Annotated in this window: 20 protein-coding genes; 15 read left to right on the forward strand and 5 right to left on the reverse strand. The window is 40.2% G+C overall.

Features of this window, described 5'->3' with window-relative positions:
* Nucleotides 1-97 precede the first annotated feature (97 nt).
* The 11 genes from rsmG (at nucleotide 98) to msrA (ending at nucleotide 10,368) form a co-directional block, all read left to right on the forward strand.
* The gene (gene rsmG / locus NRE15_RS09200; RefSeq protein WP_313792589.1) at nucleotides 98-817 is read left to right on the forward strand and encodes a 16S rRNA (guanine(527)-N(7))-methyltransferase RsmG; all 720 of its coding nucleotides are present in this window, start codon (nucleotides 98-100) and stop codon (nucleotides 815-817) included.
* Between the two features lie 13 nt (nucleotides 818-830).
* Nucleotides 831-1,598, forward strand: coding sequence for a ParA family protein (locus tag NRE15_RS09205; protein ID WP_313792591.1), 768 nt, complete (start codon nucleotides 831-833; stop codon nucleotides 1,596-1,598).
* Nucleotides 1,585-2,466: a ParB/RepB/Spo0J family partition protein gene (locus NRE15_RS09210; protein ID WP_313792592.1), complete on the forward strand. Its 882-nt coding sequence runs from the start codon at nucleotides 1,585-1,587 to the stop codon at nucleotides 2,464-2,466. The genes NRE15_RS09205 and NRE15_RS09210 overlap by 14 nt, the downstream gene beginning before the upstream one ends.
* A gap of 15 nt (nucleotides 2,467-2,481) precedes the next feature.
* Nucleotides 2,482-2,703, forward strand: a complete 222-nt coding sequence (locus NRE15_RS09215) for a DUF951 domain-containing protein (protein WP_313792593.1) — start codon at nucleotides 2,482-2,484, stop codon at nucleotides 2,701-2,703.
* A gap of 17 nt (nucleotides 2,704-2,720) precedes the next feature.
* Nucleotides 2,721-3,821 carry a redox-regulated ATPase YchF gene (gene ychF / locus NRE15_RS09220; protein WP_313792594.1) on the forward strand — a complete coding sequence of 367 codons (1,101 nt, stop codon included), beginning with the start codon at nucleotides 2,721-2,723 and terminating at the stop codon, nucleotides 3,819-3,821.
* Nucleotides 3,822-3,843: 22 nt separating this feature from the next.
* Nucleotides 3,844-4,701, forward strand: a complete 858-nt coding sequence (locus NRE15_RS09225) for a DUF1129 domain-containing protein (RefSeq protein ID WP_313792595.1) — start codon at nucleotides 3,844-3,846, stop codon at nucleotides 4,699-4,701.
* A 161-nt stretch (nucleotides 4,702-4,862) separates the two neighbouring features.
* Entirely contained in the window at nucleotides 4,863-6,338 is a 1,476-nt protein-coding gene (gene guaB / locus NRE15_RS09230) for an IMP dehydrogenase (protein WP_313792596.1), read from the forward strand.
* Nucleotides 6,339-6,587: 249 nt separating this feature from the next.
* Nucleotides 6,588-7,277, forward strand: coding sequence for a response regulator transcription factor (locus NRE15_RS09235; RefSeq protein WP_313794982.1), 690 nt, complete (start codon nucleotides 6,588-6,590; stop codon nucleotides 7,275-7,277).
* On the forward strand, nucleotides 7,267-8,433 hold the full coding sequence (locus NRE15_RS09240) for a sensor histidine kinase (RefSeq protein WP_313792597.1): 1,167 nt from the start codon (nucleotides 7,267-7,269) through the stop codon (nucleotides 8,431-8,433). Before NRE15_RS09235 ends, NRE15_RS09240 begins: the two co-directional genes overlap by 11 nt.
* A 10-nt stretch (nucleotides 8,434-8,443) precedes the next feature.
* The gene (locus NRE15_RS09245; RefSeq protein ID WP_313792598.1) at nucleotides 8,444-9,787 is read left to right on the forward strand and encodes a serine hydrolase; all 1,344 of its coding nucleotides are present in this window, start codon (nucleotides 8,444-8,446) and stop codon (nucleotides 9,785-9,787) included.
* A 62-nt stretch (nucleotides 9,788-9,849) separates the two neighbouring features.
* A complete protein-coding gene (gene msrA / locus NRE15_RS09250) occupies nucleotides 9,850-10,368 on the forward strand; it encodes a peptide-methionine (S)-S-oxide reductase MsrA (RefSeq protein ID WP_313792599.1) in 519 nt (172 codons plus the stop codon).
* 1,154 nt (nucleotides 10,369-11,522) lie between these two features.
* Here msrA and NRE15_RS09255 read toward each other — a convergent pair.
* The 3 genes from NRE15_RS09255 to NRE15_RS09265 form a co-directional block, all read right to left on the reverse strand.
* Entirely contained in the window at nucleotides 11,523-12,086 is a 564-nt protein-coding gene (locus NRE15_RS09255; protein WP_313792600.1) for a hypothetical protein, read from the reverse strand.
* Between the two features lie 86 nt (nucleotides 12,087-12,172).
* Entirely contained in the window at nucleotides 12,173-12,700 is a 528-nt protein-coding gene (locus NRE15_RS09260; RefSeq protein ID WP_313792601.1) for a transcription repressor NadR, read from the reverse strand.
* Between the two features lie 18 nt (nucleotides 12,701-12,718).
* Nucleotides 12,719-13,648 carry a magnesium transporter CorA family protein gene (locus NRE15_RS09265; protein WP_313792602.1) on the reverse strand — a complete coding sequence of 310 codons (930 nt, stop codon included), beginning with the start codon at nucleotides 13,646-13,648 and terminating at the stop codon, nucleotides 12,719-12,721.
* Nucleotides 13,649-14,039: 391 nt separating this feature from the next.
* On the opposite strand from NRE15_RS09265, the gene NRE15_RS09270 reads away from it, so the two are divergent.
* On the forward strand, nucleotides 14,040-14,567 hold the full coding sequence (locus tag NRE15_RS09270; protein WP_313792603.1) for a hypothetical protein: 528 nt from the start codon (nucleotides 14,040-14,042) through the stop codon (nucleotides 14,565-14,567).
* Between the two features lie 189 nt (nucleotides 14,568-14,756).
* Here the strand turns inward: NRE15_RS09270 and NRE15_RS09275 are convergent, their stop codons facing one another.
* The gene (locus tag NRE15_RS09275; RefSeq protein WP_313792604.1) at nucleotides 14,757-16,094 is read right to left on the reverse strand and encodes a polysaccharide deacetylase family protein; all 1,338 of its coding nucleotides are present in this window, start codon (nucleotides 16,092-16,094) and stop codon (nucleotides 14,757-14,759) included.
* 268 nt (nucleotides 16,095-16,362) lie between these two features.
* Between NRE15_RS09275 and NRE15_RS09280 the strand changes: the two genes are divergently transcribed.
* From NRE15_RS09280 to NRE15_RS09290, 3 genes are all read left to right on the forward strand, one after another.
* Nucleotides 16,363-17,793: a hypothetical protein gene (locus NRE15_RS09280; protein WP_313792605.1), complete on the forward strand. Its 1,431-nt coding sequence runs from the start codon at nucleotides 16,363-16,365 to the stop codon at nucleotides 17,791-17,793.
* Nucleotides 17,794-17,847: 54 nt separating this feature from the next.
* Nucleotides 17,848-19,227: a hypothetical protein gene (locus NRE15_RS09285; protein ID WP_313792606.1), complete on the forward strand. Its 1,380-nt coding sequence runs from the start codon at nucleotides 17,848-17,850 to the stop codon at nucleotides 19,225-19,227.
* Between the two features lie 154 nt (nucleotides 19,228-19,381).
* Nucleotides 19,382-20,662, forward strand: a complete 1,281-nt coding sequence (locus tag NRE15_RS09290) for a hypothetical protein (protein ID WP_313792607.1) — start codon at nucleotides 19,382-19,384, stop codon at nucleotides 20,660-20,662.
* Here NRE15_RS09290 and NRE15_RS09295 read toward each other — a convergent pair.
* A complete protein-coding gene (locus NRE15_RS09295) occupies nucleotides 20,647-21,153 on the reverse strand; it encodes a cupin domain-containing protein (RefSeq protein ID WP_313792608.1) in 507 nt (168 codons plus the stop codon). The two genes, NRE15_RS09290 and NRE15_RS09295, sit on opposite strands and share 16 nt — an antisense overlap.
* Nucleotides 21,154-21,239 lie beyond the last annotated feature (86 nt).

A 21,239-nucleotide genomic window follows, 5' to 3' on the forward strand; every position in this document is an offset into this window, starting at 1 on the left:
CAATTTTTCGACACAATTTCATTGCTATTAAAGTCAGAATCAGGTAAAGTATAATAGGCGTGAAACAAAATGTTTCACAAAAAAGGAGGGAATCCATTTGACGGTTGATGAATTTATTCAAGCTTTAGCTGAACAGGGAATTGAGTTAACTGAACAACAACTTACTCAATTCGAAGACTATTACCGCTTACTCGTTGAGTGGAATCAAAAAATTAATTTAACAGCTATAACGGATAAAGAAGAAGTATATTTAAAACATTTTTATGATAGTTTAATGATGCTATGGTTAAATCCACTCGACAACTATCAAATTAAATTATGTGATGTTGGCTCAGGAGCGGGTTTTCCAAGTATTCCACTTAAAATCGTCAAACCTGAATTAGACGTCACTATTATTGACTCACTCAATAAACGCATTAATTTTTTAAATTTATTAGTAGCAGAATTAGGTTTAACGGGTGTCCAAGCCATTCATGCACGCGCTGAAGAAGCTGGCCAAGATCCCTTGTATAGAGCTCAATTTGATGTAACAACTGCAAGAGCGGTAGCCCCCTTAAATGTTTTATGCGAATTTTGCCTCCCTTTAACCAAAAAAGGCGGCTATTTTTTAGCCATGAAAGGCCAAAAAGCTAACCAAGAAGTGGCGGAAGCTCAAAAGGCCATCACCACCTTAGGGGCCAAAATCGAAGGCCAAAAGGATGCACAATTACCCGGGGAAGAAAGTGACCGTTCGATTGTTATCATTAAAAAAACGTTGGACACCCCTAATAAATACCCCCGTAAAGCAGGCAAGCCACTTAAACAACCTATTATTTAAAGGAGAATGAACCATGGGAAGAATGATAGCGATTGGTAATCAAAAAGGCGGTGTTGGAAAAACAACCACGACCGTTAACCTTGGAGCCGCTTTAGCCTCGTTAGGTCAAAAAGTCTTAATCATCGATTCAGACTCACAAGGTAATGCAACAAGTGGTTTAGGCATTGAACGGGGCGATGTTCATCAAAGTTTATACGAAATTCTTGTCAATGAAGTCCCGATGAAAGATTATATTTTACCCACCTCACGTGAAAATTTATATATCGTGCCTTCAACCATCCAATTAGCAGCGGCTGAGATTGAACTAGCCGGTGTTAAAAATCGCGAACAACGACTCAAACAAGCCGTCGAACCTGTTCGTGACCAATATGATTTCATTTTAGTAGATTGTCCACCCTCTTTAGGACAGCTTTCGATTAACGCATTTACGGCCAGTGATACGATTTTAATCCCTGTCCAAGCCGAATATTACGCCTTAGAAGGCTTAAGCCAGTTATTGAATACCATTCGTTTAGTCCAAAGAACCTACAACAAAGACTTTAGAATTGAAGGGGTCCTTTTAACGATGTTAGATGCTAGGACCAATTTAGGCTATGAAGTTGTCGAAGAAGTGAAGAAATATTTCCAAGAGAAAGTTTATGATACCATTATCACCCGCAATGTTAGACTGTCAGAAGCACCATCATATGGCCAATCAATTATTGACTATGATCCGCGCTCACGTGGCGCTGAACTATATATGGACTTAGCAAAGGAAGTGTTAGCAAATGTCGAAAGCTAGAAAAAGTGGCTTAGGGCGTGGAATGGATGCTTTGTTTAGTTCTTACGAAGAAACACCCGCTGACCATGAGATTGTAGAAGATATCTTATTAGAGGATATTCGGCCCAATCCTTACCAGCCACGGAAAAAATTTGATGAAACCTTGTTACAAGAACTAGCCGACTCGATTAAACAATCGGGCGTTTTTCAACCCGTTATTTTACGTCAATCGACGATTAAAGGCTACGAACTGATTGCCGGTGAACGTCGTGTTCGAGCTAGTCGCATGGCAGGTAAAACATCAATTCCAGCCATTGTTCGTGACCTAGATGAACAACAAATGATTGAAATTGCCGTCATTGAAAACTTGCAACGGGAAGACTTGAGTCCGCTCGAAGAAGCAGAGGCATACAGCTTATTAATGAATAAATTATCCTTAACACAAGCCGAAGTGGCCGATCGTATGGGGAAAAGTCGTCCTTACATTGCCAATTATATTCGGTTATTGAGTTTACCTGATGAAGTCAAAGAAATGGTGAATGATAACCATTTGTCCATGGGTCAAGCTCGGACTTTATTAGGCTTAAAAGATAAAAATCAATTAATCCCCCTAGCTAAAAAAGTCTTGGATGAACAATTAACGGTTAGACAGTTAGAAGAGTATGTGCAACGTCTCAATAGCCAGTCACCAGCACCTGATGATACGAAAAAGAAACCGGCTAAAGTTAAAAAACCAGCGGAAATTATCGCGATTGAACAACAAATGCAAGACTACTTTGGGACATCGGCGATTATCCATCAAAAAGGGGATAAAGGTAAAATTGAAATTGAATATTTATCTCAATCGGATTTAATTCGTATCTTAGATTTATTAGATATTCAACTGTAAGGAGTTAGTAAGAAGATGGAACAAAAACAATACGATCTATTAGATATCGTTGAAATGCGTAAACCGCATGCTTGCCAAACAAACCGTTGGCAAATTATTCGCATGGGGATGGATATTAAAATTAAATGCCTTAACTGTAATCATGTCGTCACCTTGTTACGACGCGATTTTGATAAGAAATTAAAACGCGTTCTTGTCAAACATGCATCCAATGACATAACTGAATCAACCGACTAGAAGAAAGAGAGTGAACTATGGCACTAACAGCCGGAATCGTTGGCTTACCCAACGTAGGAAAATCAACTTTATTTAATGCAATTACCAAAGCCGGAGTCGAAGCGGCTAACTATCCTTTCGCAACAATTGATCCCAATGTAGGGGTTGTAGAAGTACCTGATAAACGATTAAATAATATTACCCAACTAGTTAAACCTAAAAAGACCGTTCCAACAACCATTGAATTTACCGATATTGCCGGGATTGTTAAAGGGGCTAGTAAAGGTGAAGGCCTAGGCAACAAATTTCTTAGCCATATCCGCCAAGTCGATGCCATTTGTCATGTGGTTCGTTGCTTTGATGATGGTAACATTACCCATGTTTCTGGTAAAGTTGATCCTATATCAGATATTGAGACCATCAACTTGGAATTAATCTTTGCTGACTTAGAGTCCATTGATAAACGCATCGGTCGTGTCGCAAAATTGGCTAAAACAAAAGATAAAGAGGCGGTTGCCGAATTAGAAGTTTTAGAAATTTTAAAAGAAGCTCTGGAAAATAACCAAATGGCTAATGCGATTGAATTTTCAGACGAACAAGAACCCATTGTTAAAAGTTTATTTTTATTAACCCGTAAAAAAATGATCTACGTAGCTAACATCGCAGAAGATGAAGTCAGTGATCCATCTAATAATCCTTACCTTAAACAAGTCGAAGCCTTAGCCGCTGAACAAGGTGCTGAAGTTGTACCAATTTGTGCTCAACTTGAGGAAGAAATTGCCGAACTAGATGATGAGGAAAAAAGCGACTTTTTAGCTGGTTACGGCTTAGAAGAATCAGGACTTGACCGCTTGATTCAATCCGTTTATTCTTTACTAGGACTATCAACGTATTTTACAGCCGGTGAACAAGAAGTCCGCGCTTGGACCTTTCGAAACGGCACCAAAGCCCCTCAAGCAGCTGGAATTATTCACTCTGATTTTGAACGTGGTTTTATTCGCGCTGAGACAGTTTCATATGAGGATTTAATGACTTACGGTTCCATGCAAGCGGCCAAAGAAGCCGGTCGCGTCCGCTCCGAAGGTAAAGAATACGTCGTAAAAGACGGCGACATCATGCTATTCCGCTTTAACGTCTAATAATATATACAGGAGGCCAACGATGAGCGAAGAAAAAAATACCACACCTCAAACGGATGAAGTAGTTGAAACCCTTGAGCGTGAGGAATCAACAGAAACAACTGAAACAACGACTGAAAACAATTTGAACAAGCAAGGATCAACTAATAAAGAGACGGAAAAGCCACAAAGTCTATCTGAACAAATGTCTTCGGATGATTATGTAATCTACGGCGTCACCCCAGAGGTATTTAATCAATTAACTAAAAAGAATCAACAGTTTATTATTGCCGTGGATCGTCAATTACAACAGACCGATATCGCCCCCAGTGCGCTAGCGGCTGTCTATTTGGAAATTGCTGAAACCTTGATTCAAGGACAATCGACAGGTCAAACGGCTAAACATTTATACGGAACGCCAACCGAAGCTGTGGCGGTTATTAAAGAACAAAAATTTCCAACCCAAGACCAATTAGAGCCCGTTCGTTCGCCGGATTGGCAAATCGCACTAGATGGCTCTCTAATTCTTGGATCAATTTATGTGGCTTTAACAGGTTTTTCATTGATAAACAATGCAACGGAAGAAGTTACCTATCAAGGCATGGGAATTATTACCGTTATTGTTAACTATATCATGGCTGGTTTAGCGATGTTACAAACATCTAAAGTGTTGCCCAACCCTGATGCACCAAAGGGCAAAAAAGGTTACTTTAAATACTTCGGTGTTGCGACCTTGTCCATGGTTGCTTGGATATTATCCGTAGTACTGACATCAACCTTTATTCCACCATCTATCAATATCCCCGTACCTGGCGAATGGTTATTAGGTATAGGACTAGCTACTTTTGCTTTACGCTTCTACTTAAAACGCAAACTCAATATTCAAGGCGGGATATTTTAATCATGAGGGCACTATCTACACAGATAGTGTCTTTTAGTATAAAAAACCTGAACGATTAAATAATTTCTCATTTTTAAATTCACATTCTACTTGAGTCTCTCTATCAAACATGATAGATTATTAAAAATACCCAAAAACAAATACTACAGGAGGCTATTTTAATGTCCAATTGGGATACAAAGTTTAAAAGAGAAGGTTTTACGTTTGATGATGTGTTATTAGTTCCCGCCCACAGTGAAGTTTTACCAAATGATGTGGATCTGCAAGTCGATTTAGCTCCTAATTTACATTTAAATATTCCAATTATTTCAGCCAGTATGGATACAGTCACCGACTCAAATATGGCCATCGCAATGGCGCGTCAAGGGGGTCTAGGGATTATCCATAAAAATATGACGATTGACGAACAAGCTAATGAAGTGCGTCGTGTCAAACGTTCCGAAAATGGCGTTATCCAAGATCCATTTTACTTAACACCTACCCATACCATTCAAGATGCTGAAGACTTAATGTCACATTACCGCATCAGTGGTGTGCCTATTGTGAAAAGCGAAACGGACATGACTTTAGTCGGGATTTTAACCAATCGTGACCTACGCTTTTTAACGGATTTCCAACAACCGATTGCTAACTACATGACGGATAAAGATTTAATTACAGCCCCAATCGGTACTTCCTTAGAAGAAGCGGAACAAATCTTATACAAAAACCGTATTGAGAAACTACCTTTAGTTAACGACCAAGGGCATTTATCCGGTTTAATTACGATTAAAGATATTGAAAAAGTGATTCAATTCCCAAATGCAGCTAAAGACAAACATGGACGTCTCATTGTTGGTGCGGCTATCGGGATTACCAGTGATACCTTTGAACGTGCCCAAGCCTTAATCGAACAACAAGTTGATGCCATCGTTGTTGACACCGCCCATGGCCATAGCGAAGGTGTTATACGTAAAATCAAAGAAATCCGTGAAGTCTATCCAGACATTACCTTGATTGCCGGTAATGTGGCGACTGCTGAAGCGACATGTGCCCTATTTGATATCGGCGTTGATATCGTTAAAGTTGGAATCGGACCAGGTTCAATTTGTACAACCCGTGTTGTAGCCGGTGTTGGTGTACCACAATTAACAGCCATTTACGAATGCGCAACGGCAGCTAAAGAATATGGCAAAGCCATCATTGCTGACGGCGGGATTAAATACTCTGGCGATATCGTCAAAGCACTCGCAGCTGGTGGCCATGCGGTAATGTTAGGTTCTATGCTAGCAGGAACAGACGAGTCACCAGGCGAATTCGAAATCTACCAAGGCCGCCGCTTCAAAACTTACCGCGGTATGGGAAGTCTTGCAGCCATGGCTAAAGGATCAAGCGACCGTTACTTCCAAAGTAAAAATGAAGCCAATAAAATGGTCCCTGAAGGGATTGAAGGCCGCGTTTCGTATAAAGGGAGCGTCCAAGATATTATTTTCCAAATGTTGGGTGGTCTCCGTTCAGGTATGGGTTATGTCGGTGCAGCCAATCTTCAAAGTTTACGCGAAGATGCCCAATTTATTCGCATGAGTAACGCCGGTTTGATTGAATCCCACCCACATGACGTCCAAATCACCAAAGAAGCCCCTAACTACTCACGTTAAACCTTAGCAGCCTACGGGCTGCTTTTTTTAATAAATACCTCTGCTGATCTTTTACAAAAAAGTTTATTTTTAGTTTAGAAATATTTATTATTATTAATCTTTATCTAGTATTATTGACGATAATATGAATTTATTAAGATAAAAGCTAGTATTCATATCATTTTGATTTAATAATTAAGAAAAATAGTTATAATAGTATATGAGGAGCTATTAATTAAAAATAGACATCTTTAGAAAGGAAGTGGCATGATGCGTATCCTAGTTGTTGATGACGATCGTGAAATAGTAGAATTATTAAATATATACTTACAAAATGAAGGGTATGAGGTTATTAAAGCGTACAACGGGCAACAAGCCCTGAACTACATTAAAAATGATGACGATATATCCTTGGTAATCTTAGATTTAATGATGCCAAAAGTACAAGGTTCAGAAGTATTAGAAAAATTAAGGGCGGCTAATCATAGTATTCCTGTCATAATTTTGTCGGCAAAATCTTCCGATAATGACAAAATCCAAGGCTTGATTTCTGGAGCGGATGATTATGTAACCAAACCATTCAATCCGTTAGAAGTCATTGCTCGCGTTAAATCGCTCTTACGTCGCCAATACCGTTATGCAGAAAATGAAGAACCAGATGTGGTTGAAGTGGGACCTCTCATTATTCGTAAAGAATCCCATGAAGTAAAGACGATTACAGGCAAAGATATTCAGTTAACAGCTTTAGAATTTGGTATTTTATATCTGTTAGCGAGCCATCCAAACCGCGTATTTAGTGCGGAAGAAATTTTTGAATCGGTCTGGAATCAAGAAAGTATTGTGAGTGCCAAAACGGTAATGGTCCATGTAAGTCACTTGCGTGACAAAATTGAAAGTGCCACTGGTGGCGAAAAAGTAATCCAAACGGTGTGGGGAGTAGGCTATAAAATTGAAGGCTGATAATCCACAAACAAATCAGCCAACAATGAAGCTCACCCGTTTAGAAATTAGTGAGTTAATTGTTGAAATGGTAATAACACTCGGAATCGTCTTTTTTCTATATCTGAGTGTTATTTTGCTAGCTCGTGATTTGATTGATTTTCCATTTTCCTGGCGCGGTTCACCTCCGATTTCGATTCGAATGCGCTTTTTTCTTGATGATGCAACAATCAATTTTTTCTTGTGGATATTTACTTTGTTGTCTTTTGTAGTCGGTTTGTTAATTACCTATTGGCGCTTTAAAAGACGCTATCGTTTGATGAAGTTAGAACATGTTTTAAGCTATGTGACCTACATTGCTCAAGGAAATTATGATATTCGGATTCCGGAAAACACGATTCCCGATTTAGCGGAAGTGACAAATAGTATCAATATGTTGGTTGATAGTACGGTGGAAGCGTTGGAGGAAGAACGGCGTGTTGAAAAGACAAAAGATGAATTAATTACCAATATTGGTCATGATTTACGAACGCCGTTGACATCCATTATCGGATATTTAGGTTTAATTGAAAATAAGCAGTACCATGACGAAGAAGAAATGTTACAATATACACATACGGCATATACCAAAGCACTTCGCATGCAGTCCCTTGTGGATGATTTGTTCGATTACGCTGCTTCACGCCAAACAACCTACGAAATTGATCCACAACCTGTACAAGTCGCTTTATTTTTAGAACAATTAGCAGCTGATTTTGTCTTAGCGGCAAGAGAAAAAGGTTTAGACCTGCAAGTCAATGTCACGCCTGCTAACTTGTCAGCTAATTTAGACCTTGATAAAATGGCGCGTGTTTTTTATAACCTCATCACTAATGCCTTTAAATATGGTTATGATGCGACCTTTATTAAATTAAATGCTTATCCGTCAAAAAATAAAGCGAATTATGTGATTTTTGAAGTGATCAATGATGGTGCCCCGATTAACGAAGCAGAAATTGAACGTATTTTTGAAAGAAGTTACCGTTCCGACCAATCCCGTCACGGCGACGAACCTGGTAGTGGAATTGGCCTAGCGATTGTTTCGAGCATTGTCGAATCGCACCAAGGTCAGGTATATGCGGCGAATGAAAACAATCAAACCGTTTTTCGCATTGAAATGCCGCAAAATTTAAAATAGGTGACTTAAAATGAAACTACATATCTCTGCCTTAAAAAACTGGAAGAAGCTATGTCTTCTTCTGGTTTTATTTATTCAAATGCCTGTTACTGTAACCGCTCAGGTCCAAAATCAAACTCTACCTACAATTGAAAGTCCGACCGCCTTGCTGTTTAATGCCAACTCAGGCCAAATTATTTTTGAAAAAGAAAGTGACATCCCTATGGATGCTGGCTCAGTCAGTAAGTTATTATCTTTATATATTCTTAGAAAAGCCATCGACGCGGGTGAAATCGATTGGGACACCACCGTCCCCATCTCCGATTATGCTTATGCGGTCAGCCAAGATTATGATGTTGCCAATGTACCTTTACGTCAAGATAAAACCTATACCGTTGAAGAATTATACGAAGCCGTTATTATCAATTTAGCGCATGGCGCCACCATTGCCTTATCTGAACTGCTTGCAGGTAGCGAACCCGAATTTGTCCAAGTGATGAGCCAACAATTAGACGCTTGGGGCATAGAAGATTATGATTTAATTAATGCTACCGGCTTAACTTCAGCTTATGACCCAACGGTTGTTGGGAGTGAAGAGGAAGGGACGACCAACCAGCTAACTGCTGAAGCCGTTGGCGTTATTGCTTATTATTTATTAGAAGATTACCCAGATATTTTGTCGCTTACATCGGTGACTGAAAAGACATTTCGTCAAGGCACCTCCGACGCTTTTCAAATGACCAACTATAATCAAATGTTGCCATCAAGCAACTTTGGCTATCCTGACGTTGACGGATTAAGTTCCGGTTCCTCTCTAGCAGGTGGCTACAACTTAGTCGTTACAGCTGACCGAGACAATTACCGCTTATTGGCCGTTATCCTTGGTGCTACCAGCAATGAAGAACGCTACAACTCAGCCACAGCTCTTTTGGATTACGGTTTTGGTTATTTCCGCAACGACCGTTTGATTCAAGCCAACCAAGTTGCAACCCAAATTAGTGAAATTCCTGTTGTCGGCGCAACTGAGAAAAGTGTCAGCCTCGTTTACGAGGAACCCCTTGATTTGACTGTTCCCATCGGCCAAAACAACGTGAGTCTAGCCTATGATTTTATTCCGAACGACGCTTATTTTGATGACAACAACCGTCTGGTCAGCCCCGTTGCGGCCAACACAACCGTCGGTTCCGTGCAAGTTACCTTGCGTGACAGCCCCATTAATTATCTACCCAATGTGCAGGGCAACCAGACCCCCGTCAAAATCGCGTCGGCGATCGAGGAAGCCCCCTGGTACACTAACTCTTGGAACCAGCTGTCCGACGGTTTTTCGCAAACCATGGAGTCCATTCGTGTCTTTTTCACCGATCTCTTTAACTAAAATAAATACCACTGCTGCTCGGCAGAGATATTTATTAGGAATATGAAAGGAAGTGCTATGAAATGAGTCAAGAAATTGCAATTTTAGCCGGAGGCTGTTTTTGGTGTATGGTGAAGCCCTTTGACCAGTGGGACGGTGTCGAAGCCGTGGTTTCGGGTTATACCGGTGGCCACGTACCCAACCCGACCTACGAAGAAGTGTGTACGGGAACCACGGGACACACTGAAGCCGTCCAAATTACTTTTGATCCCGATGTGATTTCCTATGAAAAGATTTTAGATGTCTATTGGACAGTAATGGATCCAACCGATGCTGGCGGCCAATTTGTTGACCGTGGTTCATCTTATCGACCAGAAATCTTTTATACTAGTGACGAACAAAAAGCAATTGCCGAAGCGTCTAAAGCGGCTTTGGATCAAAGCGGCCGTTTTGATAAACCAATTGTCGTGCCAATTACCGCGGCTTCCGCATTTTATCCAGCCGAAGATTACCATCAAGACTTTTACAAAAAAAATCCCGACCACTACCAGCGCTATAGCGTAGGTTCAGGCCGCGTTGACTTTTTAAATCAACATAATTAAGAACACCCTAAAACAAACAATCCGGCTGTTAAGCAGTCGGATTGTTTGTTTTGTGTGAAAGTGGATTTGAATAAGCCCGCCAAATGGGAATGTGGTTTGGCGATGAAAGTGGGCGAGCCCGCCAAATGGGTATATGGTTTGGCGACGTAAGTGGGCGCACCCGCTTAATGGAGGAAGATAAGTTCCACTAAGGAAAACTTTGATTGGTGGCGAGGAGATATGAAACCTTCGCCACCAAATTAAATTGATGGCGAGGGGGTTTATGAGCTTCGCCACCAAATAATACTATTCCTGTCACGGAAGTGGATAACAGGTCATTTGTGATAATTTTAGTCATATATTCTAATTTGCCGGACGACAATTTACGCTGACGACCGGCAAGTTCGATTGGTGGCCTTCCCGCAAAAAAGAAAGCCGGCAAATGCTCGAGATAGCTTAAATTGCACTGAGATTTCAAAAAAGGCGGACGACAATTTACGCTGACGACCGGCAAGTCTATTTGCCGGCCTTCCCGTGAAAAAGAAAGCCGGCAAGTGCTCGAGATAGCTTAAATTGCACTGAGATTTCAAAAAAGGCGGACGACAATTTACGCTGACGACCGGCAAGTCTATTTGCCGGCCTTCCCGTGAAAAAGAAAGCCGGCAAGTTCTCGAGATAGCTTAAATTGCACTGAGATTTCAAAAAAGGCGGACGACAATTTACGCTGACGACCGGCAAGTCTATTTGCCGGCCTTCCCGCAAAAAAGAAAGCCGGCAAATGCTCGAGACAGCTTGATTTGCACTGAGATTTCAAAAAAGGCGGACTGCAATTTACACTGACGACCGGCAAATCCGTATGCCGGCCTTCCCTCACAAATGACGACCGGCAAATAGGCGAAACAGCTTGATTTGCACTGACATTTCAGAAAAGCGGGACAACAATTTTAGATGAGTTCCGCTAAACGAAGCGTTATTCGGTCACGAAATCAGGCGTTTGCTGACCGATTAGCGTTATTCGGTCACGAAATCAGGCGTTTGCTGACCGATTAGTGTTATTCAAACTCACCTACACCCACCTAGCAACAACAACCTTTATCTACCCCGCCGCTCTCATACAAAAAAAGCGTCAGCTCTACTCAACTCACTAGTAGAACCAACGCGATCACCATCAAAATTTAATTCAAATTTGGCAACTGAATTCGTGTCCGCCCTTGCAAGACGCGTGCAAAGTAATAGGCTAGCTCAAAATCAATCATGCCGTGAATCACCGTGCCAATGCCGACCAAAACAAATAAGGTATACCAGAAATTCGCATCCAGCCCCTGTGAACCCACAGCCGTGAAAACAAACACCACGACCACTTCGCCGATGCCGTGAATCAGATTCAACACAAAACTAAATAAATACCGCTTAGGGGCAGGTTGTAAATCCACATTGTCGCGATTCAAATAGTAGGCTCCAATACTGACGAAAACTAAGTGTGATAGAGCTCGCAACACAATAATAATCGGGAATCCCCCAATGAAAAAGCCTAAGGTTGTGCCTAAAGTTACTAAGATAGCCGTCGTCGGCGAAATGAACATGGCTAAAAATAAAGGAATGTGACTTCCCAAGGTATAAGAAGCCGGCCCAATGACCAACCGAATCGGCATAACCATCGGAATTAAAATACCAATCGCGGTTAAAGCGGCGGTTATTGTTAATTGCTTGGTTCGAGAAGTTCTATTTGTTTGTCCCATAATAATTTCCTTTCATGAAAGCTTAATAATCTAAATCATTATAGAACGATATCTTTTAGCTGTCAAGACACATGTAATAAAACACATCACTCCTCATCCAACAACAAGCCCGCATCCCCCATCGCCCCAAGCAACTTTTCAAAGGTCTGCTTATCGACGCAGCTCACCGTATGAATATGAATGCCGTTGGTCAAACTACTCAAATAGGTTCCGCTATACAAGGCCATTTGTTCCATAAAATAATCCACATCTTGATGGCTGCGGATATTTAATGGGGCCGTAATCAAGCCGTAAAAAGGATGGTCGACCTGAATGTCTTCTACTTCACCGCCATGGTCCACAATTAAGCGCAATTCAGCCTCACTTGCTTCCGGCTCATGCTGAACGACCACCTTGGCCGTATAGCGACTCGCGCGCGGTACTAATTGCGAAGTTAATAAATACCCCTGATTCGTGGCTAAAATGTCATGCTCATGTGCCCGCAACAAAGCAATGTCACCGACAATAATTTGCCGACTCACCTTAAATTGCTTTGCCAACTGTGAGGCCGTCACTGGCTCAGTCTGTGTCTGTAAAAATTCCAAAATACGCTGCCTACGTTCCTTCGCTTGCATAGCTATCACCCTCCACTATCAAATCCATTTATTTTTCTTAAACAACCAATAAATCACGACCATCAAAATTAACGAACTAAAATTCAACAACAAATGTGCAAAATTATTATCACTAAAGGGTAATGGCACATTCATCCCCCAAATCCCCGAAATAATCGTCGGAATGGTCAAAATAATTGACCATACGGTTAATACCCGCATAATATTATTCAAATTATTATTCACCACATTCGACAAAATATCGCTGATTTTATCACTGTACTGCTTCAAGCGATGAATCGTCGATTGGGCTTGTTTTTGTTCAATCGAGACATCATGAATTTTTCCATGCAAAACTTCTACAGGTTCATTAGAATAATCAATATAATTTAAGGATTGAATGACGGACTGATTTTGGTCGATGGCCACTTGGAAATTAACTAAGCCGCGATTAATCCCCATCAATTGATAAAATATCTCATTTTCTGTGCGATCCACCACGGTCATCTCTAATTCCATAATCATTGATTCAAGTTCGGCAATAAAATGTAGAAAGGTACGCGCGATGAGCCATAACAACTCGAGGGTTATCATCGTCGGCGTTTCAAATACTGTTTTATCAGACTCTGTTAGTAAACGTGAAAAGATATCTTGAAAGGAAGCACGGTGACTCGTAATCAGTAATTCATGGTTGAAAATGATGGAGATGGCTTGCGTTTGATAGCGCAAACGAATATCTTCGTTTTCTAAAACAAAAGGATAAATAATGACTAAAAGGGTATACTCCTCACCTTTACTGTTCGTGTGCTTTTCAATCCGTGCAACCTCATCCGAATCCAAACTGCTCGTTAGAAAATCACGCGGAAAATTATAATCCGCAACTAGACGATCAATTTCTTCAGAAGCAGCTTCAATCAATTGAATCCAGTGATATTTATTAGAGGTTGAGGGGTTAATGGTTTTTATCACGTTCTTCACTCCTTTGTGTAAGCTAATCATAGCATGTTTTGAGCTAGAATCGAAAAATTTTATAGCTTTGTAAGCGATTTATTGATACAATGTAAGCGGTATTCAGTTAAATGCAATTTGAAAGCTACAAATATATTGAAAGGAGATATTTGCGCTAAAGCAGACGAATGCCAACACGGTCATATCACTGCATTCACCCACGTTTACCTTCAAAAAAGGAACTAGATCAATGCATCTAGTCTCCCACTCCAGTCATTCTACAAACATTCCTGACATAAGCGATTAGGAATTTTTCTACCCTTTACCATTAAACAAACATTCCTAATTTTTTATGGGTTCTATGAGACAATTTTAGCATAAGCAAAGAAAACAACCTAGAAAGGAAGCATATATGGGATTAGATATGTATTTAACCAAAAAAGCATCGGTTGATTTGGCAAAAGATGCTGATTGCAATGAAGTCATTGTATTTTCAAACGGAGAGATTGAAAAACATGTGCCAGAAGATGAGGATAAGACGCATAATGTCGAATTATATGGGGCTTATTGGCGCCAAGCGAATTGGGTGCATCATTGGTTTGTTGAAAATGTACAAGGCGGAAACGACAACTGTCAACCCTATGAAGTAGAAGAAAAACAAGTGGTTGAATTGTTGGAAATTGTCAACAAGTTACTCGATACCTATTATTTTGACGAAAAAAAGGCTGAGCGACTCGCAAAGAGACTATTGCCGCCGGTTGCCTGTGGCGCTATCTTCAATCACATGCAAATGGATGGCATCTATTGGAGTATTTTATTTGAGACACAACGCGAACTTAATCGAATTCTAGAAGATAAAGCCGCTGCCATCGAAATTATTGATGGAAAAAGCCATGAGATTCCACTGAACTATACCTACACCTATTTTGCTTGGTGGTAAAACCAACAACTACTTAAAACCCCCTATTTAATAAATATCTCCTTAATACAAACTTCACGTTTACACTCACAACCATTAAATTCGGTAAAAACAATCATTCTCAATAATTGAAAAACAAATGTTAAGGGGATGTCAATTTAGACAAAACTATCCGAACCTTCATCATGAAAGTTCGGATATTTTTATGGCTTAATACCGATAATCATACTCTAATTCCGTGGGAGCTACGAAGCGGTAATGGTGTTGATTCAAATACTCTATTAAAGGTTCTAAAGCATCGACGGAAGCTTGGTTGGTATCATGTAACAAAATCAACATGTCATCACTTAATTGTCGAATAATGTTTTGATAGATTTTCTCTGAATCTCTCACTTCCCAGTCTTCGGTGTCCGTATTCCAGGTAATAGATGTTAATTCCGGTATTAAACGGTAAACACGTTCACCACCTGCACCATAGGGCATGCGATACAAACTTGGTCGAACACCGGTGGTGGTATAAATGATATCTTGAGTGACGTTGATTTGATTGCGAACGTCATGGTCGCTAATTTCTGTAAAGTTGGGGTGATCATAGCTATGGTTAGCAATAATATGGCCTTCATCCACAATTTGCTTAGCCGTTTCAGGGTAGGTCTCAACATTTCGACCAACAACAAAGAATGTGCCTTGAATGTGATATTTATTTAAAATATCTAGAACTTGAGGGGTGTATTGGTCGTTAGGACCGTCGTCAAAAGTGAGAGCAATCTTGGGGCGCACATCTAATGTTGTTCCTTCAAGCATTGTTGTCATATAATCAGATTCGAATAAGGGCATTAACGTTTCATTGCTATAAGGTTGGCGTTGGTGTGACGCAGTGAGTTCCTCAATAAATAAATCCAGAAAGCGTTGATAGTCGGCTAAGTTATCTTGAATATGCGGTTGTTCTTGAACAAAATCGAGTTGGCTGTTAATGTCTTGGATTTTTTGGATGATTGTGGGTATTTGTTGGCGGGTCATGTGGGTATGGTTTTTAATGGTTGCCATATCTTGATTGACATTCGCAATAACTTGCCACTGATTTTGGGCTTGCAGGGTTAATTTATCAAATTCCTGGGTGGCGACATCTTCCATGGACCATTCAATCGGTTGAGTGAAGGCTTCTATCATATCTGAATCGACATCCGGGTAAAAAACCGTGTCGGATTGGTACAGTAGATCCAGCCGTTCTTGCGCCAATAATTTTTGTGAAACTAACTCAACTTTAGGCATTAAATCGGTGCGGTGTTGACCTTTAAGGTGGCTCGCTTGACGGTTTAGATGGTCTATTTCTGAAGGCTCTACAGCGTGTCGCAAATGACTTTGTGTCTCATCCTGATAGAGTGATTGCAGAGAGTTTTCAACGGCTTGAATTTGGTAAGGGGCATTAAAGGGCAACACAATCACTAATAGGATATATAAGCCCAGTATCAGACAGGCGACAAGGAGGAGACTTTTTGGACCAAAGCGTTGTTGACAGTGCCGGTATAGTTTTTTAACAAGATTCATGGAAACCTCTCTTTCTACGAAATGTGACAAATAGGCAATTTAAATTACATTTATATTATATAAATATTACCAAAAGATTACAACGAAATCGTTAATCTTCATAAATCTTTCTTAATATATTCAAACTTAAGGCGAAAAAACATAAAAGCCATTCACTATCTTCACAGATAAATAATAAGTAACGCTTACAATGTAAAAGAGATATTGTTTCTCTGCCATGAATAATCATGGTATATTGTAATTAATCAAAGCGAAGGAGTTTGATAGAATGAAGAAGTTATTGCTATTAGTAGGAACTGTTTTATTGATGTGGATTCCTGGGTTTGAGATGGTTGCCCAAGAGGAAGTGAGCCGTGAAGCGGCTATTGAAATGATTCAAACACCACTTGAGGGTGAAGCGTTATCGAATGAAGCAGCGGATGCTTTATTGGCTGAATGGGAAGCAAAGGTTTTGGAAGTTGGCTCCATTGCAAGTGACGATCGTTGGATTTTGCCAGAGTATTTACCTGAAGGATTAAATTTAGATCATAGCACACATATGGCGCTTATTACGTATTTAGAGAGTTATTTATTAGAACAGACCGTTGAAGAGGAAAGTGTTGTGGAAGAGGAAGCAGCATCGGAGGAATCTGTAGAGTCAATTGAAGAAGCAGCTGAGTATATTGATCCCTTAGAAGATTACTATGAGTATCGTACCGTCATCAACAATTACTATACTGCGATTGAATATTATCAGGCTGGTGGCATTCCAGAGGGAGTTAACGTCACTGCCGTTGAACAAGCTCGTAATATAGAGATTGATCGCATGCTTCAATTTGCCTTAGTCGATTTGGATGGCAATGGTGTTGAAGAGTTATTGCTGATGAGTGGCGACCAAATTTTTGAAGTATACACGACGGATATCAATGCCCAAGAACGCGTTGCGATTCCACTGTTTAAAGATGATCATCTCGTTGAACGCTCCTATTTAACCTTATATGAGGGCGGTTCGATGATGGTCCTTGCATCCGGTGGTGCTGAATATGGTTTATATACCTTGTACCAAATGACAGCCGATGGTTTGGCAATTGAAGAAGTGGATGCCATGATGTATGACTCGGTGGGGATGTCAGCCGAAGAGCCCTATTACCGTGAAGAAGATGAGACGACAACCTATACACAAGCAGAGTTTGATACAATTTTCGAAATGGATCAACGTGTCACCTTAGATGTGGAAGCTCTTGATTGGTATCCAGTGATGGACACTGAAACCTTACAAGCCATTTTAGACCGTGAAGCCCAAGAGCTTGACTTAACTACATATCCTTATGCCGTGGATTTTACTTCATTAGGTGACACCATGACTTTTACGATGGATGCGGTTAATGCACCGACACAAATTGAACTCGATTTAGTGAACCATCAATTGACGACGAGTTCCAATGGTAACAATGTTAATGTTTATCAAGTTAGTTTCGCTTATGTTGACGAAACGGTCATTCGCGTCTTTTCACAAAATAATCCGAGTGAAATCCGGACGGTTTCAGCCAATACGGCGATTACACTTAACGATATTGTAGAAGGATCCCAAGCTGAAGTCATCGGACAAACTTTTTACCTATTTTATAATGCCAATGGAGGAATATCGTTAGCTACAGCCAATTTTGCGGGGAATGTCGAGCCTGATCAAGTAGATGTTATGTTGGAGTATGTCTATTGATTGTATGAGGGGTATTACTTATAAGTGTTATAGTGATTAGAAAGAAGGGATGAAATGAAAACAAGGATACTGTTTGGAGTAGCTGTATTGTTGAGTGGCTTTTATCAAATGCCTACCCTAATGGTTGAGGCACAAGCTGAGACAGCCAACTACGATCATATGTTAGAGAAAATAAGTCCGTTAATGAATTCAATGATAACAACAGACGCGGCTGTCGAAGAAGCTTGGTTAGACTATCAATCCATGCTGTCAAATGTAGAATTTTGGGATGCTTTAGACTGGAAAACGGAGAAACAGGGAGCAAGCTGGGATGATATGATTAATCTGTTTACGCCAGATGCCACTTTGACTGAAGATTATCCTGAACTTAGTTACCGTTATGAAACAGAATCCTTGCAAACCCTTGAAATTAATTTGTTGTTTAATGAAAATACGTTGTATTATTCCGAGATAGTCGCTATACCGACGGAATTTACGGACGAGATGCTAGTCTCCATAGATGATTTAGGTACTTTTGTGAAACTTGGTTTTCCAACGATGGATCCGCTCCTAGAGGTAGAACCGCATGTATTTGGCGTTGCTAATATGGTAAAAGATGGTCTGTTAGGCACAACCGTTAGTTTTGCTTCAGGTTCTTCAATGGAAGAAGACGGGAACTTAGAGTTTTTAATGTTTTTAGATGAAAAAGTAGTTGAATCGATTTACTATACAACCCCTTATTTTACTGAGTTTCGTGAAAATGACATGGGAGATTTTAAACAAGATTTGTTTTACTATGCCTATAATAATTATCACGTTTCACCGGTTTTAAGTGAATTAGTTAATATGAATTCTTCTTCGAATGATATCTTTATTTATGATTCACAGCAATTAGCGGAATGGGTAGATTACGATTTTGATATGCTTAAAATGGACACAGGGACACAAGGGGAAGCCATAGATACCGTTGTTGAAATGATTGACACGCAGATTGAAGGCGTAAGGGAAAGTATGGATGAAAAGACTGAACGTATCACCTACACCTTTACTGATGAAAATGATCCTGAAACAGAAGCCATCCTTAGTTTAATCTTTGTTGATGGGGAGCTAGCATCCATTATTAACCGTGATAATAATGGTGATTTAGTTGATGGCAATTGGATGGATTATATGGCTCAGCCGTTATTGGCAAGCGATATTCCAGTCGGAGAAACAATCACACCTCTCGTTACGACATCCTTTGATGTGTATGCTGTTGCAACGGTAGCTTTAGAAAATGGTTACCATCAAGCTTTTCTATCACCGGTAGAAACCGAGAGTGGCGATATCGTATTAGCAGTCATTGATGTGCAGGATTATTACGTTGAAAGCATTAATTATTTAGAAAGTATTACGGATTATAGTGAGGTTGATTATTTGTTGTATGATTATTTAGCCTCACAATATAATCAATAGTGTTAACAAAATAAACCATACTGTCTTTAGTATGGTTTATTTTGTTAATGAATTAATGAAAGGCAGTGACGTTAATGAAATTGATTTTGAAAAGGGCCTGGTATGGCCTATTAAGTGTTTGGGTGGCTACGTTGTTGTTTCCCTTTGACAAACGGTGGCTGCTCAAGAACAAATCAAACAGCCAGATATTAGCCAAGCTTTAACCCCTTTAACTACACTCGATGCAGCCGTAGAAACGGCTTGGGCTGATTATCAATCCATTTTGAATACCTTCCCTTTTTGGGATCAAGCACGGAGTGCGGATGATGTGATGGGAATTGATATGGAAAGCATACTGGCCGAATTTACACCTGAAGCCACTTTAAGACGCGAAGAGAATCAACTAATCTATTCATATGCGACAGAAGCTTTTCAATCCTTAGATTTACGTTTAATCTTTTTCAATGATGAACTTTACAATATTGAATTAGTCGGTATCCCAGAAACATTTACAGAAGATATGTTGGCCTCTTTAGACGACCTAGAGCCGATTATTGCCAAAGATTTTCCCAGTATATCAACTATCCTTGATCGGCATGCTTTTATCTTTGGTGTGTCAAATATGGTAAAAGATGGCCAATTGGGAACCGGCTTGTTGTTTTTAGCCGGGGACAGCTTGGAAACAGCCAATATTGAATTGATGCTCTATTTGGATGATACAGCCGTAAATTCGATTTATTTTCCAGCAGAGATATTGACTAATATGCTAGTGAATGGTTTTGATCGTTTACCAAATGATTTGAATTTTTATATGCTAAGAGAGTTTACGATTTCGCCTATTTTAAACGAACTGATAAACCGCAACACGACTAGTAATCAAGGCTTTAGACAAGCGCAAAATGCGGCTGAATATATTTTTGATACCTTTACGGTGCGAAATCTTCAGGATCAAATTGAAGGGGATACGCTAGAGACGGTCTTAGAAACATTTGTAACGCCAGTGGCACCGACTAGAGAAGTGGTTCATACAAATATGGAACGCCTCACTTACAATTATGCCGGTGATGATGGCATGAATGGGCAATTGAATCTTATGTTCTTTGATAATCAATTAGCCTTTGTCTCAACCATGGACAGCAGTCTTGATCCATTTGCTGCGACTGTGTTGGGAGCTAGCCGTCCCATCTATTTCAATGATTTAAGCATGAATGAGTCGCTTACCCCTTTAATAACCAAGCCATTTGACGCTTATGCGATGGCAACGATGAACATTGCGGGAGGGAATCATCAGGTCTTAGTTGCCCCCGTTGCAATGGTTGATGTCGGTATTCGTGTGGCTTTGATTGATATTGAACATTACCGTATCACTGCCATTACCTTTGTCGATGTTTTGCCGGAAGGTTATAGCCTTGATATGCTGTTATTTGAACATATCTTTTCTCAATATACCCAATAATCAAACAGTACCCCATCCACCCCAAATACAGGATCCGTTGTAGGTAGAGGCAGCTGTGCAATACGGTGTAAGTTTTCGGGGCGTTCATCGGCTTTACCGGTAAGTAAATCATATTCATGGCCATCAGGATAAGCACCAATAACCGTAAAATCCGTTGAAGCATTTAAACGTTTATGCCCAACACCTGCAGGAATCACAACCATATCACCCGCCTTAAGCGTAAACACAATGCCATTAGCACCGCCACCTAACTGAACCTCAGCCCAGCCCGCTTCAACACCTAGCACTTCATGTGAGGTGCTATGATAGTGGTGATAATTGAAAATACCGTTACGCCAAGCCTTCGTCCAATTATTTTCACTAAATATCGCTGCAATAACGTCACTAGCATCAAACACCTGGGAATAAATCAACAGGGGTAGTTTGGGATTATTGGGGATTTTGCCATCATCTTCAAAAAACACAGCCTGAACCTGGGGATATTTATTCATTAGAATGCTCCTTATCGGTTTTATTATTTTCAGTGTAGCATAACTATCACTAAATCGATAACAATATCAATTTATGTTTACAGTTT

It is taken from the genome of Fundicoccus culcitae, from assembly GCF_024661895.1.
Taxonomy (GTDB): domain Bacteria; phylum Bacillota; class Bacilli; order Lactobacillales; family Aerococcaceae; genus Fundicoccus_A; species Fundicoccus_A culcitae.